The following is a 14,087-nucleotide window of genomic DNA, read 5'->3' on the forward strand; positions in this document are numbered from 1 at the left end:
GTAAGTGAGACCCATGAACCACCTTAGTGTGCATCAACAGCAATTTTTAACGCAACTGGCCGCTGGCCTCCGCCCTGGCCAAGATGCGTTGGCCCAATGGCGGTCTGGAGAAATGGCGATCGCCGCCGTTCCCGGTTCCGGAAAATCCCATGCCCTAGCCGTTGCCGCTGTCCTCACCCTTGCCCGGCAGTCTTTGCACCACGGCCAACAGTTAGTCATTGTGACCTTTACGCGAGCCGCAGCCGAGGGGATTAAGCAAAAAATTTTGACCCGCCTCAAGGCCGCCCAGTTACCTATCGTGGGTTTTTCGGTACAAACGATCCATGGTTTAGCCTTGCAAATTGCTAGTCGGCACCCGGAGGTTTCTGGCGTGGATCTAGATAGCCTTTCTCTCCAGGATATTCCCGCAAATCACCCCATCCTCCGCGCCGCCGTTGAGCAGTGGATTCAAGCCCATGGGGAACAATATGAACGTCTTTGTCAGGGAGCACGCTCTGATCAGGAAAAAACGGAGCAACTGCGCCGCCGCTTTGCCCTCAGCACAGAAATTTTGCCAGACCTTGCCCATACGGTGATCCATGAAAGCAAAAGTTCTAATCTCTCGCCCCAGGCCGTAGCCAAACTGGGAGAAACCCTGGACGATCCCTACCAATCCTTGGCGATCGCCGCTGGCATTTATCAGAATTATCAACAACTGCTCCAGGAGAACAATGTCCTTGACTACGACGATCTGGTGTTAGGGGCAATCCGCGTGCTGCAACAGCCGGAGTTACAGCAATATTGGCAGGGACAAATTTACGGAATTTTTGAAGACGAGGCCCAGGATTCTAGTCCCCTCCAAGAGCAATTGATTCGCCTCCTGGCCACAGCTCCCGAATCTGGAGAATGTAACCTCGTGCGGGTGGGCGATCCAAATCAGGCGATCAATTCCACCTTTACCCCCGCTGACCCGTTTTATTTCAATCGCTTTTGTCAGGCCGTAGACTGTGCCGAAATTCACTACGCGGGCCGCTCTAGCTTGCCAATTATCATTGCGGCGAATCAGATGCTCCACTGGGCCAGTCACACCCTTTCACCGCCGGATCGGTTTGCGTTTCGCTGGCAAGAAATTTTCCCGGTGCCCAGCCATGACCCCCAACAAAATGCCAATCCTGATCCCATTGGCGCGGGGGTAGAACGCCATTACCCCCAGGATATTTACGCGACGGTGCAACAACTTGGCGATCGCCTCGAAACTTTATTAACCGCAAACCCAGACCACAGTGCAGCAATTCTCGTGCGCAAACAACGCCAGGCTAAATTTGTCATTGAGCAATTAAGGGCGCGATTTCAGCCAACAACGATTCGCCTTTATGACGCCCGCAGCGGTAATGATGCTAACCACTTAGTGCTGGAGCTTTATCAAATTCTGCGGTTTCTGGAACGGCCCCACTCCCCTGACTGCTTGAAGGGTGCCCTCGATGTTTTAGGCGATCGCCAAAAAATCCCCACCCAGGATTTAGCCCGTCTCGCTACCTATCCCGAAAAATTTCTCTATCCAGGCCCCCTCGACCCGGCCCTCGCCTCTGGCCCCGCCCAGGCCGCCCAAACCCTCTGTGTTCAACTGCTTCAGGCGCGCTGGCAACTGCCCCACTATCAGCTACTGCCCTTTTTGGCGATGACCCTAGATTATCGCGATGTCGAACTCGCCACGGTGCAAAAACTCGCCGAACGCATCGCCCAGCAAACCCAGGGTCAAAAAAATCTACGCCAGACCCTCGAAGTGTTTGAGATGCTCCTCCGGGATGGTTTTGAAGGCATTGAACTCGACACCGACGCCCGCTACACTCGCCCGCAGCAAATTACGGTGATCACCATGCACAAGGCGAAGGGCTTAGATTGGGACTATGTCTTTATTCCTTTTTTGCACGACTCCGAAATCCCCGGCATGAGTTGGGTGCCTAGTGGGGCGCAATTCCTCGGCGATTACAACCTGGCGCAGGTGGCCCGGGCCCAAATTCGTCATTTTGTCCATGGCCAAGATCAGGGGCGATCGCCAACGACCCCAGCGACGATTGCGACCCTTTGGCAAGAAGCCCAACAGCTTAAAACCGAAGAAGAATATCGACTTCTGTATGTGGCCATGACCCGCGCCAAACGACTCCTGTGGCTTTCTGCGGCTAAACAAGCTCCCTTTTCCTGGAGTACCTTTAAACCCCACCAAAGTTCATTGCAGTCCCAGAAACCCTGTCCAATTTTTGACGTTTTACAAGGAAAAATTTAAGGATAAAACGCTAACTGCGGTAAGCCTGCCGTTTCCTCCCAGCCCAGCATAATATTCATACATTGGACGGCTTGGCCCGACTGACCCTTCAGGAGATTATCAATGGCGGACATCACAATGACGCGGCCCGTGCGGTGATCTACTTCAATTCCCAAATAGCAGAGGTTTGTACCACAGGCCCACTTCGTCTGGGGATAAACACCGTTGGGTAGAACTTCTACACAGGGAGCTGCTCGATAAAAGGCGCTGTAAATGGTCAGTAAATCATCGCGCACCAAACCCGGATCCCGGAGGGTTGCGTAGACCGTCGCCAGAATGCCCCTGGGCATCGGGATGAGGTGGGGCGTAAATTGCACGCGAATATCTTGGCTGGCGAGTTTGCTACAAATTTGTTCAATTTCTGGCGTGTGACGGTGGGAGGCTACTCCATAGGCTCCCAGGGAAGCATCGGCTTCAGCTAAGAGTAAATTAATTTTCCCTTGGCGACCCCCGCCGGATGTGCCGGATTTGGCATCAATAATTGCGGTTTCTGGCTGAATCAAGCCCTGTTTGAAAAGGGGGGCCAGGGCCAAGAGGCTAGCAGTGACATAACAACCAGGGCAACCCACCAGTTGGGCGCGGCGAATGTCATCCCGGTAGAGTTCTGGCAGACCATAAACGGCGATCGCATTCGTATCTTGGTCAGTGCGTTCTGTTTTATACCAAGCCTGATAGGTATCGAGATCCTTAAAGCGATAGTCAGCCGAAAGGTCAAGGACTTTACAACCCCGTTCGATCAGTTGGGGGGCAAGGTCACAGGCCAAGCCATTGGGCAGACCGAGAAAAACCACCTGGCAACGGCTAGCAATCACATCGAGATCAATGGGCTCGACGATCATTTTGATGCGGTGGCCGACATGGGGATAAAGTTCTGCGTAGGGTTTTCCGGCACTGCTATTGCCCCCTAGATAGGTCAGCTCCACTTGGGGATGATCACTTAGCAGACGGACAAGTTGCATTCCGCCATAGCCCGACGCGCCGACAATCCCGACCGAAACCTTTTCCGAACTGCTCATAAATCCTGCTATTACCTGAACATTGCCTGGGGGCGATCGCCCTTGTTGGCTGCAATTGTACAGGGAAACGCTAAGGACAACCGATTTTATTTTGCGCCATCACCGTGGCCAAGAAAAACCGTTGTCATTCGGAGGTAAACTCGCCGATCAGTCTGGCCCTAAATCAAGCGACACAGTTGATCTTGGTGGAGCACAACTTCCCCTTGGGACGGGAGCCAAGCGACCCAGGATTGTTCTCCGTGGGGACATAGCAAAAGCGCATATTCTTCTTCGGCGATCGCCTCAGGGGTTTGGGCTAACTTAACCCAATCACTGTTTGCTTGGGCCGGCGCAAAAGTCGTATCAAAGGGGTGTTCCGTTGTGTTGGGGCAGTAGCGAATACTGGATAAATCAAGGGAAGGGGTGCGTTGCATCAGGATTTTCTCCGAGACGAGTATTTGAGATACAGAGCATAGATGATTAGCCAGCCTAATCACTGCAATGTTTGTATTTAATGATACAGAAAATATTCCAAAAATCAGGATCTGCCATAGAAGTTTACGGATTGTTGCCCAGGACAACCGCGCCAAAATCTATTGATTCACCCCCCCATGATTAGGTACAAATGAACGATATTTGTCCTAGGAACAAGGGTGATCATTGTGGGCATAAATGAGTTTCATTAGCCCCTCAAAAGACCCTATCCTGGAAATTCCCCCTTGAATGGAGGGGGGGGTTAGATGTTAGGATGAAATTGGATAGGGATAATTAAATTTTTTGAAACTTTAGTTTTCTACACAGAGTAATAACCCCTTAAGCCCAAGCAGAATGCCATTTAGGCGCTGCCTTGGGGAGTCCCCCTTAAGTGGGTCGATCTATTTTAGATCTTAATTGGTTCGGGAAAATACGGCCTAATTGCGGCTTTTATTTTCGTTGAATGTGTGTGTAAAAAGCGAAGAATGGGAATATTAAAGCTGTAAAGAAAAGCGAACAATAGTCTCAGGTTGATCCCTTTGGGAAAAATCTGAGGACTTAGCATAATTTCCAGTTGTAATTTCGGATTATGGGGAACAAAAAAACAATTTTACCTGTGGCATAAAGGTTAACCACCGGGAAAGTTGGTGCTTCGGAATGCAACTTTTCGCTGCAGTTGATTGTCTCTGTCCAGCACAGAGAGACACCATCTAGTTCAGATATGTGGGGGAAGATCATATGCCAGTGCAAATTTATTTCTTGATCGTTGTTTATCTATTCACGATCCTGTGGGAAAAAATTAAATATCAAGATCCTCATTAGGTAATTGCAGCGGTAGGGTGAAGGTTAGCCAAGCACCTCGATATTTGGGGTGATTGCGGGCGGTAATTGTGCCGCCATGGGCAGTAATAATTTGCTGCACGATCGCTAAACCTAGCCCACTCCCCTGGCGCAAATCGGTATTATCTCCCGGTCTTGTTCTTGCTTGGTCGCCCCGGTACAAGCGCTCAAACACAAATGGCAAGTCTTCTGGATCAAAGCCAACGCCTTGATCGATCACTTCTACGGTAACGAAGTCTGAATCGACTTCAGGGGGAGATAGAGTCACAAAAATGGCCTCCCCAACGGGATTGTATTTAATGCCATTGTCAAAAAGATTGAGAAAAACCTGAGTCAGGCGATCGCCATCGGCGGTCATTTTTAATGCGTCTGGCCCCTGATATTGTCGCGTGACTTGTTTTTGTTGGGCGAGGGGGGTAAGGGTTTCCCAAGCGTCGTTAATCAACTGCACCAGATCAAAGGTTTGGTAGCTCAGCACCTGATGGGGGTGGGACTCTAGTCGGCTCAGTTCTAGCCAGTCCTGGACAAGGTAAAACAAACGATTAATTTCCTTAAGAATTTGACCAGCCCATTTCAATTCCAAGCCCGTTAGACGCTGTTCTAGGGTTTCTGCGAGGAGCCGCATCGCCGTTAGGGGCGTCCGCAATTCGTGGGTCAGATCAGACAGTAATTTTTCTTGGGAACGTTTCAGGATGTGAATCGGCTCTTGGTTCTCTAAAAAAACCGCCACATCGCCACGACTTAAAGGGATAGTGCTTCCCCGCAGGTGTATCGGTTGGTTGGGGCCTTCAGCACGGGTTTGGGCGTCATGGCTCGGAAAAAATTCCCATTCCTGGCTTTGGGCGGTGCGAGCGCTGCGGGTGGTTTCGATGAGCTGGTCTAACTCATAGGAACGGACTAATTCCAGCAAAAGACGGATTTGCCCTGGCTGCCAACGATTCAAGCACAGGAGCTGTCGGGCCTTTGGGTTGCATAAAATTAATTGATTATCCACGTCAACCCGCAGATACCCAAAGGGGGCATTTTCGATCACCCGATACCATTGGTCTAACTCTGCCTGGAGTTCTTGTTTTTCTTCATAGAGGCTTTTTAGTTCCCGGCGGAGAGAAGAAAGGGGCGCAAAGAGAAGCTCGTCACTGGGATGTTCACCGTAGGAGTAAAGCATTTGTCGGACTTGTTGCTTTTGGCGCTGCTGCCAGGTGAAACAAATAATGCCTGCTGTGCCACAGCCAATGATTATCGGAATCCAAATCATGCTTTGATACGGGTGCTTTTGGCGATCGCCGTTATTTGCTAGGGGTTACTCAGGATGATGGCGTTGAGAATGGGGCAGGACTTTCCCATTGGTGGTATTACTATTTAGAAACCACCGTGCCGTTCTTCGCCTGACAACATGGATCTTACCCTGTTCCTCCAGCAACTTCTCAATGGTCTTTCCATTGGTAGTGTCTACGCGATTTTTGCCCTGGGTTATACCCTCGTTTTTTCGATTCTTGGCATTATTAACTTTGCCCACGGAGCGATTTTTACCCTAGGCGCTTACTTCACTTATCTCTTTGCCGGGGGACAATTTGGCTTCAATGGCTTCTTGGCCCAGGTGAAATTACCCTTTGCCCTACCCTTTGGTTTAGCGTTGTTAATTGGCTGCGGTTTCGCGGGCTGCGTTTCGATGTTAGTAGAATGGCTCGCGTTTCGTCCTTTACGCCTCCGGGGCGCCGATCCCCTCCTGAGTTTGGTCTCCAGTCTGGGGGCTGCCGTGGTGATTGTGAATGGGATTCAGCTGTTGGTGGGCGCAGAGATCTATACGTTTCCAGCGGATATTTACGGTGGTTTGCCGGAGTCGATTAATTTTGGCTCTCCAGAGCGACCGATTCTGATCCGGACAGTACAGCTCATTATCTTGATGGTTTCCGCACTGGTTGTGACCCTGTTGACCTACGGCATGACCCGAACGAAATTTGGGAAAGCGATCCAAGCGGTGGCAGAGGACAGCACAACCGCCAGTCTCTTGGGGATTAATACGGAACAGGTGGTGCGGGTGACGTTTTTTGTGAGTGGTGCTTTGGCAGGACTGGCGGGAACATTGGTAGGTTCTAGCGTGAGCATTGCGGGGCCTTATTTCGGCATTAGCTATGGTTTGAAGGGATTAGGCGTAATTGTTCTAGGGGGTTTGGGGAATATTCCGGGAGCGGTGCTGGGCGGTTTAATTATCGGCATGGCAGAAGCGTTTATTCCAGCGGATTTTTCAGGGTATCGGGAGGCGATCGCCTTTGCGTTACTGTTTGGGATGTTGCTGCTCCGGCCCCAGGGGTTATTGGGCCAAAAAACCATTCAAAAGGTGTGAGATGGCGGCATTTTTGAGTACCTACGGCTATTTGATCGTCTCGACTCTTTTGGGGGCACTGTTGGGGATATCGGTTTACCTACCACTGATGGCGGGACAGCTTTCTCTAGCGACACCGGGTTTTTATGCCCTGGGGGGTTACATTGCGGCGATCCTCTCGACCCAGGCGATCGCCTTTACGGGGTCAACCTTTCCACTGCCTTGGCTCCTGGGGGAAATGGCCCTGGCGGGGTTAGCCTCTGGAATAGTTGCTCTGATCATTGGCGTGCCTGTGTTGCGGTTGCGGGGGATTTATTTGGCGATCGCCACCATTGCTTTAGTGGAAATTGTCCGGGTATTGTCGCTAAATTTGCCCATTACCGGGGGCGCTGTGGGGATTTTTGGCATTCCCCAACCCTTTCGCAGTCCCCTCGGTTATCTGTGGTTGGTGGGGCCGTTGCTAATCATCGTGGGCGTTTTGGTGTGGCGTCTAGAAAATACGAAGGTGGGCCGCGCCTTTAACGCCATCCGTGAGGATGAACTTGCCGCCAGTGCCATGGGCGTTAACCCAACTCAATATAAGGTGTTGGCGTTTGTATTGGGGGCAATTTTAGCGGGGATTGTCGGGGCGATCGCCGCCCATTTTCTCAACACCTGGAATGCGCGCCAGGGTACCTTTGATGCCAGTATCACCTACCTAGCCTTTGTGTTGGTCGGGGGCAGTCGTACTTTTTTAGGGCCGATTCTGGGGGGCATTGTCCTCACGGCTCTCCCGGAAGTGCTGCGGGGTCTAGGGGATGCGCGGCTGATCTTTTTCGGTTTGCTTTTGCTGCTGGGGACGATTTTTTATCCCCAGGGTTTGATTACCCCCGAACTGCTACGTCGTTGTTTACCCACTGCCTTGAAGCCTAAAATCTAGTTTTTAGCGTTAAATCGCCGCTTTTCCCCCTTTTTTGACCAATTTATCTAGAAATAATGGAAACAATCACCCTCACTCGCCCCGATGACTGGCATTTGCACCTCCGCGACAGGGAAGCGCTCAAGGCTGTTTTGCCCGATACGGTGCGCCAATTTGCCCGGGCTATTGTGATGCCCAACCTCAAGCCCCCCGTGCGGACCGTTGCTGAGGCCGCTGCCTATCGCGATCGCATTTTGGTCGCCATTCCCCCAGGGCAGACCTTTGAACCCCTGATGACCCTCTACCTCACGGACAATACCAGTCCTGCTGAAATTCAGGCTGCGAAAGAATCCGGGTTTGTCAAAGCGGTGAAATATTATCCCGCTGGTGCCACAACCAACTCTGACCTTGGCGTTACAGATATTCGGAACTGTGATGCGGTGTTTGAGGCGATGCAAGCGCTTGACCTACCCCTGCTGCTCCACGGGGAGGTGACTGATCATCGGGTGGATGTGTTTGACCGGGAAAAAGTTTTTATCGAAACTTATCTCCGTCCCCTGAAGGAACGCTTTCCGCAGCTACGCATTGTTTTAGAGCACATCACCACCAAAGATGCGGTGGAATTTGTCCTGGCGAGCGATGAAAAAGTGGCGGCGACGATTACCCCCCAACATTTGCTGTTCAATCGCAACCGTATTTTCCAGGGCGGCATTCGGCCCCATTTCTACTGTTTACCGATCTTGAAACGAGAGACCCACCGGGAAGCCCTGCTAGAAGCGGCAACCTCTGGCAATCCAAAGTTTTTCCTCGGCACCGATAGTGCGCCCCATGGCCGCGATCGCAAAGAAAGTGACTGCGGTTGTGCGGGGTGTTATTCGGCACTCCATGCCCTAGAGCTATACGCCACGGTATTTGAAGCAGCAGATGCCTTAGATAAACTTGAAGGTTTTGCCAGTTTCCATGGGCCAGATTTTTACCAACTACCCCGCAACACCGAAAAAATTACTTTGACGAAAACCCCTTGGCAGATTCCCGACGCGCTGCCTTTTCCGGAATCAAGTCTTGTGCCCCTTTGGGCTGGTCAAGAATTAAGCTGGAAATTTACCCCAGTCGCCTAGGAATTTTCGTACCAACTGGCGCGCCAGGCAGCTTCTGCTTCGGCGATCGCCAAATCCTGTTTTGCCTTTTGGTAATACTTTTGCAAATTACGGAGCTTATCAACCTGTTCCCGGAGACGGCGGCGCTGGGCCGAAACTTCCGGTTCCGTAAACTCGACTTCTGAAACTTTGAGGTGCACAGCGGTTAGGTGGGTACGGTGCTTCCTCTTCTTCTTTTTTTTACCCAGTTCAGCTTCGATGACGACGTTTACTAAATGGCTCGGCATCTGACCGCCATGCTGTTGATTATCGGCTTGGATCGCCATATCGAGGACGGTGGTTGGGATATTTTCCGGGAGAATCTTGGCGTCCTGGAGCTGGTGATTAACCGTTTGGGAGACTTGGTTAAGGGTGCGACGAATACGTTTTTCAGTGGTTTTGCACCATTCGAGCCAATAGTCTGGGCTATTTTCATCGGTGGAGACTTCGACCGCAGGCCCCTGCATCATTTCGGCCAAACTATCGGCGATGCGCTCTGCCAACTGGGACAATTCCCGCCGCTTTTCTTTGTCTTCGAGTTGGGCTGGCAGTTGATCATCTTTATCTATTTTGTCTTCTGGCGGCTCATCGGTGGCGATCGCCTGATCGAGGCTTTCAAAAACTTCAAACAATTCTTGATCAAGATCCTCGCTATTTTCCATGTCGCCAGCATCAACAAAAAATTCGGCCATTACTTCCGATTCCGCTTCACTCGGCTGATCCTCTGGCTCCGTTAGGAGGGTGTGTAGGCGTGTCTGGAGATCGATTCCCAATTGACGCAGTTCCTGTTGTAGAGCTTGCCGCTGACTATGGGAAAGTTGCAAAAATTTTTGAGGATAAATCTGGGTGCAGAGTTGATAACTGGCAAGAACCAATTGACGTTTGAGGCTATCTCCGAGGCAATTGAGGTAATCGCCATAGGCGCTGGTCAGGGCTTCACGCACCCCCACTACCCGCTCACTAATGGTGGCTAAATCTCGACGAACCTGTTCAATTGCTTTGACCATTCACTTCCTAAATCTTATTGGTGTACGGGGGCTTATTTGGACGGGTAACGATGTAACGAGTGCAAAAATTAAACCTCAAGATGTTTTATTGTCTGAGATGGTCGACGAAAAGGAAAGGGAGGATGCCGCACTCCCCAAGGGGCGATCGCCCCACCTAAGCCGTCAATTTCTGCTGGGGAAAGTCAAGACGACGAATGTTGCCTAGCTGTCCCCCTTTTTCCTAAGCTTAGACAATCAGCCCCCAAAGCTGACCCCAATCTTTTTAGAAAATCCTTTACCAAACCATTTATCAAATTATCAAAGCAATTTCCTATGTCCCACTCTACCGATGCCCATACCCTTGCCCGCTGGATGGCAGGGGAGTTTTCTAACGAAGCCCAGGCCCTCGCCAATCCGCCCCTCTGGGCTCATATCAAAGTTTGTATGCGCCCCCTGCCCAATCAATTTTTCGATGGCTATGGCCTCTACCTCGAACAGGCCTACAGCTCCGATACCTCTGCCCCCTACCGTTTGCGCCTGTTTCATATCAAACCCGTCGATGACCACATGGAACTGGTGCATTACAAACCCAAAGATGACGCCAAAACCAAATATATGGGCGCTGCCCGCAACCCTGCCATGATGCAGCACTTTGACATGGCCGATCTAGACCCGATGCCCGGTTGCGACATGATCGTCACCTGGAGTGGGACGAGCTTTAAGGGCACTGTTCAGGCCGGAAAAGGCTGCCGGGTTGTGCGTTATAACAAAGAAAGCTACCTCGACAACAGCTTTGAAATCACCGATAACGCCTTGATCAGTATTGATCGCGGTCGTGATCCGGTTACCGATAAAATCCTCTGGGGCTCCCTGGCGGGGGCGTTTGAGTTTGAAAAGATCAACAATTTCTCTGGGGAAGTTCAACCCCATTAACCTCTAAAATAAAATTCATCACAATTAGGAGAAAAGCAAAAATTATGGCGGCTAAACTAAAGAAAGGAAGCCTTGTGCGGGTGATTAAAGAACAATTCACCAATAGCCTCGAAGCGAAAGCGAGTGATTCCCGTTTACCCGCCTACTTTTTCGGAAGCCAAGGCGAAATCCTCGATCTCGACGATGAATACGCCTTTGTGCGCTTCTATACCCCAACCCCCAGTGTTTGGCTCCGTCTCGATCAACTCGAAGCTGTCTAAATTTGGAATAGTCCCATGTGTGCGATCGCCGTCCCTTCCATTTCCTGTAAAGCGCCCCAAGTGACGGTGATCGGTGCCGGGAAAGTCGGTAGTACCCTAGCCCAACGGGTCATCGAAAAAAACCTCGCGGATGTGGTCTTGCTCGATATTGTTGAAGGTCTTCCCCAAGGCATTGCCCTTGATTTATACGAGGCCCAGGGTTTAGAAGGGCACCATAAAACCATTCTCGGCACCAATGATTATGCTGATACAACGGGTTCCGACATTGTGGTGATTACTGCTGGGCTGGCCCGCAAGCCCGGCATGAGCCGAGAAGATCTGCTCCATTACAATGCCAAGATCGTTGTCCATGCCGCAAGGGAAGCCATGGAGCGCAGCCCCCAAGCCATTTTTATCGTGGTGACAAACCCGATGGATGTGATGACCTACCTCACCTGGAAAGTGACGGGTTTGCCAGTGAACCATGTGTTGGGGATGGGGGGCGTTCTAGATTCAGCCCGTTTACGCACCTTTATTGCGATGGAACTAGGGGTCAGTACTGGGGATGTCTCAACCCTCGTCCTTGGGGGCCATGGGGATTTGATGGTGCCGCTGCCCCATTACTGTACGGTCAGTGGTATCCCAATTACTGAGTTGATGGATGCCACTAAAATTCAAGGGTTAATTGAACGCACCCAGAACGGTGGCGCAGAGATTGTGTCCCTCCTTAAAACGGGCAGTGCTTTCTATGCCCCGGCTTCGTCTGTTTGTCACATGATTGAGTCCCTCATTCAGGATCAATCTCGTCTGTTACCTGCCTCGGTTTATCTTCAAGGTCAGTATGGTTTGACGGATTTGTTCTTGGGGGTGCCTTGTCGGTTGGGGTGCCGGGGCGTAGAAGCAATTGTTGAGATCCCTTTGACCGATGCTGAACTGGCACAATTGCATCGCTCTGCGGCTTCGGTACGGGATAGCCTTGATAAAGCCCTCTCTAAACTGAGTTTTTGATAGACCGTCCATGGCAGTGTCGGTGGAATATTGGTTAATTTCCCTGGAAAAACTGGGACAGTCGAAGGCACTGTGGTGGCTCTTGAGCGATGACGAACAACAGCGGGCCAAGGAGTTTAAATTCCTAGACTTGCAACGACGTTTTATTCTGGCACGGGCTGGTTTACGGCAAATCCTTGGGTTTTATCTCCAGCGAGATCCCAGGGCGATCGCCTTTGATTATGGTGACCACGGGAAACCGCTGTTGCCGGATATTGCGTTTAATTTATCCCACACAAAAAAATTAGCCCTTTGTGCCATTAGCTTAGATGTTCCCCAAGGTCACTTAGGGGTGGATTTAGAAGCAAAAAGACGAAAAAGTGACATTTTAGGGCTTGCAAAACGATTTTTTACGGCAGCAGAATTTGATTTCCTGCGACAGCTCCCAGAAACAGCGCAACAATCGGCCTTTTTACAACTCTGGACAGCAAAAGAAGCCTACCTAAAGGGCACCGGTTTAGGCTTACAGGGGGGATTAGACGCCGTTGAAGTGCACCTAAGACCCACACCCCAACTCATTACCCCCGCCTCGCAACCTTGGTCGTTATTTTTAGGGGAGCCGGATCAAAATCATTGGGGGGCGATCGCCATTGATCAACCCAGTGCCCAGTTTACAAACCGGGGGGAATGGATGCTATATGATGGGGCAGCTTGAGGCTTTCCTTCGTCTTTTTAAAACAAGCTTTTTAATCTCCATCCTTATAAAAATCACAAATCACTATGGTCGGCTATCTCGTCTATCTCACCATCTCAGCGGCAACCTACGGCATTTTTTGTCTGGGCCTCAATTTGCAATGGGGCTTTACGGGCCTGATTAACTTTGGTCATGTGGCTTTTATGACCGTCGGTGCCTACACCACAGTTTTACTCTCCAGCCAAGGCGTTCCCTTACTGCTTTCTCTCGCTATTGGGGCTGGGGTCGCGGCTTTACTGGGGCTGCTCATTGGCCTCTCAACCCTGCGGCTGCGGGAAGATTATTTGGCAATTGTGACCATTGGGGTGTCTGAATTGGTGCGGTTGGTGGCCCTCAACGAAGAATGGTTAACCAGGGGAGCCTTTGGGGTGCAGGGTTATCCGTTGCCCCTGGGAAGTTTTCGACCGAACCAAGTGGGTAAGATTTCTTTGATTTTTTGGTTGACGATCATTGCAATTTTTGCGGCATGGCAACTGTGGCGAGGGTTGCGCTGGCGCTGGAAAAAACTCAAAAAACAGGAAAAATCTGGTTTAGGGGTGATTGTCTGGGGCATCCTTGGGGGTGGGATCATCACCAGTTTGTTTATCAATGGCTGCATTGCCCTCCAAAATTACAACTACAAAGCAGGGCTGATGTTGCTGTCGGTGGTTGCCTTGACTTTGGTGTATGCCGGTCTGGAATATCTGGTGCAATCCCCCTGGGGTCGGGTGCTGAAGGCGATTCGCGAAGATGAGGAAATTCCCCGTGCCCTCGGTAAAAATGTTTTTTGGTATAAGTTGCAGGCCTTTATGCTCGGTGGGGCGATCGCCGGTGGAGCGGGTTCTTTTTATGCGTGGCAGTTGACCAATGTTTATCCGGCTAATTTTGATCCGTTAGTCACCTTCAACGCTTGGACGATTGTGGTGTTGGGCGGCGCTGGCACGAATCCCGGTACTTTAATTGGTGCGCTCATTTTCTTTGCCTACGACTCCCTGACACGGTTTGTGTTACCTCAGTTGAATTTGGTGGATGATGCCCGCCTAGGTGCGCTACGGGTTATGGTGATTGGTCTAATTTTGATGGTACTGATGGTGTGGCGGCCCCAGGGCATTTTAGGCAACAAAGATGAGTTGACCCTCGGTAAATAATTAGTTAGGGAAATTTCTCGTGACTCTCTCCCTTTGCCGCTGAAATTAAAACAACTCCTAATCCTTTCCTACGCTACTCTATGGAAAGTAATT

The 14,087-nt window shown here is 50.9% G+C and carries 13 protein-coding genes; 9 read left to right on the plus strand and 4 right to left on the minus strand.

Annotated elements, in window-relative coordinates; translation table 11 throughout:
- The first annotated feature begins 13 nt into the window (after positions 1-13).
- On the plus strand, positions 14-2,263 hold the full coding sequence (locus AACR41_RS10700; protein ID WP_030006648.1) for an ATP-dependent helicase: 2,250 nt from the start codon (positions 14-16) through the stop codon (positions 2,261-2,263).
- On the opposite strand, the gene argC is transcribed toward AACR41_RS10700, so the two are convergent.
- From argC to AACR41_RS10715, 3 genes are all read right to left on the minus strand, one after another.
- Positions 2,260-3,318, minus strand: a complete 1,059-nt coding sequence (gene argC / locus AACR41_RS10705; RefSeq protein WP_012307707.1) for an N-acetyl-gamma-glutamyl-phosphate reductase — start codon at positions 3,316-3,318, stop codon at positions 2,260-2,262. The two genes, AACR41_RS10700 and argC, sit on opposite strands and share 4 nt — an antisense overlap.
- 158 nt (positions 3,319-3,476) lie before the next feature.
- Complete coding sequence (locus AACR41_RS10710; RefSeq protein ID WP_041443573.1) at positions 3,477-3,731, minus strand: hypothetical protein; 255 nt, start codon at positions 3,729-3,731, stop codon at positions 3,477-3,479.
- Positions 3,732-4,570: 839 nt separating this feature from the next.
- Positions 4,571-5,866: a PAS domain-containing sensor histidine kinase gene (locus AACR41_RS10715; RefSeq protein ID WP_030006649.1), complete on the minus strand. Its 1,296-nt coding sequence runs from the start codon at positions 5,864-5,866 to the stop codon at positions 4,571-4,573.
- Positions 5,867-6,004: 138 nt separating this feature from the next.
- Between AACR41_RS10715 and AACR41_RS10720 the strand changes: the two genes are divergently transcribed.
- Genes AACR41_RS10720 through pyrC form a run of 3 tightly spaced genes read left to right on the plus strand, consistent with a single transcriptional unit; the run spans position 6,005 to position 8,950 of the window.
- Positions 6,005-6,955 (plus strand): branched-chain amino acid ABC transporter permease, encoded by a 951-nt coding sequence (locus AACR41_RS10720; protein WP_030006650.1) that lies wholly within the window; start codon positions 6,005-6,007, stop codon positions 6,953-6,955.
- A gap of 1 nt (position 6,956) precedes the next feature.
- Positions 6,957-7,853 carry a branched-chain amino acid ABC transporter permease gene (locus AACR41_RS10725; protein WP_030006651.1) on the plus strand — a complete coding sequence of 299 codons (897 nt, stop codon included), beginning with the start codon at positions 6,957-6,959 and terminating at the stop codon, positions 7,851-7,853.
- A gap of 56 nt (positions 7,854-7,909) precedes the next feature.
- Positions 7,910-8,950 (plus strand): dihydroorotase, encoded by a 1,041-nt coding sequence (pyrC, locus tag AACR41_RS10730; protein ID WP_030006652.1) that lies wholly within the window; start codon positions 7,910-7,912, stop codon positions 8,948-8,950.
- Here pyrC and AACR41_RS10735 read toward each other — a convergent pair.
- Positions 8,947-9,975, minus strand: coding sequence for a hypothetical protein (locus AACR41_RS10735; RefSeq protein ID WP_030006653.1), 1,029 nt, complete (start codon positions 9,973-9,975; stop codon positions 8,947-8,949). The two genes, pyrC and AACR41_RS10735, sit on opposite strands and share 4 nt — an antisense overlap.
- Before the next feature lie 312 nt (positions 9,976-10,287).
- On the opposite strand from AACR41_RS10735, the gene AACR41_RS10740 reads away from it, so the two are divergent.
- From AACR41_RS10740 to AACR41_RS10760, 5 genes are all read left to right on the plus strand, one after another.
- Entirely contained in the window at positions 10,288-10,887 is a 600-nt protein-coding gene (locus AACR41_RS10740) for a chromophore lyase CpcT/CpeT (RefSeq protein WP_030006655.1), read from the plus strand.
- A gap of 44 nt (positions 10,888-10,931) precedes the next feature.
- Positions 10,932-11,147 carry an NAD(P)H-quinone oxidoreductase subunit O gene (locus tag AACR41_RS10745; RefSeq protein ID WP_012307699.1) on the plus strand — a complete coding sequence of 72 codons (216 nt, stop codon included), beginning with the start codon at positions 10,932-10,934 and terminating at the stop codon, positions 11,145-11,147.
- A 15-nt stretch (positions 11,148-11,162) separates the two neighbouring features.
- Positions 11,163-12,134: a malate dehydrogenase gene (gene mdh, locus AACR41_RS10750; protein WP_030006656.1), complete on the plus strand. Its 972-nt coding sequence runs from the start codon at positions 11,163-11,165 to the stop codon at positions 12,132-12,134.
- Between the two features lie 10 nt (positions 12,135-12,144).
- The gene (locus AACR41_RS10755) at positions 12,145-12,828 is read left to right on the plus strand and encodes a 4'-phosphopantetheinyl transferase family protein (protein WP_052349642.1); all 684 of its coding nucleotides are present in this window, start codon (positions 12,145-12,147) and stop codon (positions 12,826-12,828) included.
- A 65-nt stretch (positions 12,829-12,893) separates the two neighbouring features.
- Positions 12,894-13,994 (plus strand): branched-chain amino acid ABC transporter permease, encoded by a 1,101-nt coding sequence (locus AACR41_RS10760; RefSeq protein ID WP_030006658.1) that lies wholly within the window; start codon positions 12,894-12,896, stop codon positions 13,992-13,994.
- Positions 13,995-14,087 lie beyond the last annotated feature (93 nt).

This window comes from Picosynechococcus sp. NKBG042902 (assembly GCF_963864045.1).
Taxonomy (GTDB): Bacteria; Cyanobacteriota; Cyanobacteriia; order Cyanobacteriales; family MRBY01; genus MRBY01.

Coding starts and splice junctions, on each gene's coding strand:
- AACR41_RS10700 (WP_030006648.1), top strand. CDS start 14: ATGAACCACCTTAGTGTGCATCAACAGCAATTTTTAACGCAACTGGCC.
- argC (WP_012307707.1), bottom strand. CDS start 3,318: ATGAGCAGTTCGGAAAAGGTTTCGGTCGGGATTGTCGGCGCGTCGGGC.
- AACR41_RS10710 (WP_041443573.1), bottom strand. CDS start 3,731: ATGCAACGCACCCCTTCCCTTGATTTATCCAGTATTCGCTACTGCCCC.
- AACR41_RS10715 (WP_030006649.1), bottom strand. CDS start 5,866: ATGATTTGGATTCCGATAATCATTGGCTGTGGCACAGCAGGCATTATT.
- AACR41_RS10720 (WP_030006650.1), top strand. CDS start 6,005: ATGGATCTTACCCTGTTCCTCCAGCAACTTCTCAATGGTCTTTCCATT.
- AACR41_RS10725 (WP_030006651.1), top strand. CDS start 6,957: ATGGCGGCATTTTTGAGTACCTACGGCTATTTGATCGTCTCGACTCTT.
- pyrC (WP_030006652.1), top strand. CDS start 7,910: ATGGAAACAATCACCCTCACTCGCCCCGATGACTGGCATTTGCACCTC.
- AACR41_RS10735 (WP_030006653.1), bottom strand. CDS start 9,975: ATGGTCAAAGCAATTGAACAGGTTCGTCGAGATTTAGCCACCATTAGT.
- AACR41_RS10740 (WP_030006655.1), top strand. CDS start 10,288: ATGTCCCACTCTACCGATGCCCATACCCTTGCCCGCTGGATGGCAGGG.
- AACR41_RS10745 (WP_012307699.1), top strand. CDS start 10,932: ATGGCGGCTAAACTAAAGAAAGGAAGCCTTGTGCGGGTGATTAAAGAA.
- mdh (WP_030006656.1), top strand. CDS start 11,163: ATGTGTGCGATCGCCGTCCCTTCCATTTCCTGTAAAGCGCCCCAAGTG.
- AACR41_RS10755 (WP_052349642.1), top strand. CDS start 12,145: ATGGCAGTGTCGGTGGAATATTGGTTAATTTCCCTGGAAAAACTGGGA.
- AACR41_RS10760 (WP_030006658.1), top strand. CDS start 12,894: ATGGTCGGCTATCTCGTCTATCTCACCATCTCAGCGGCAACCTACGGC.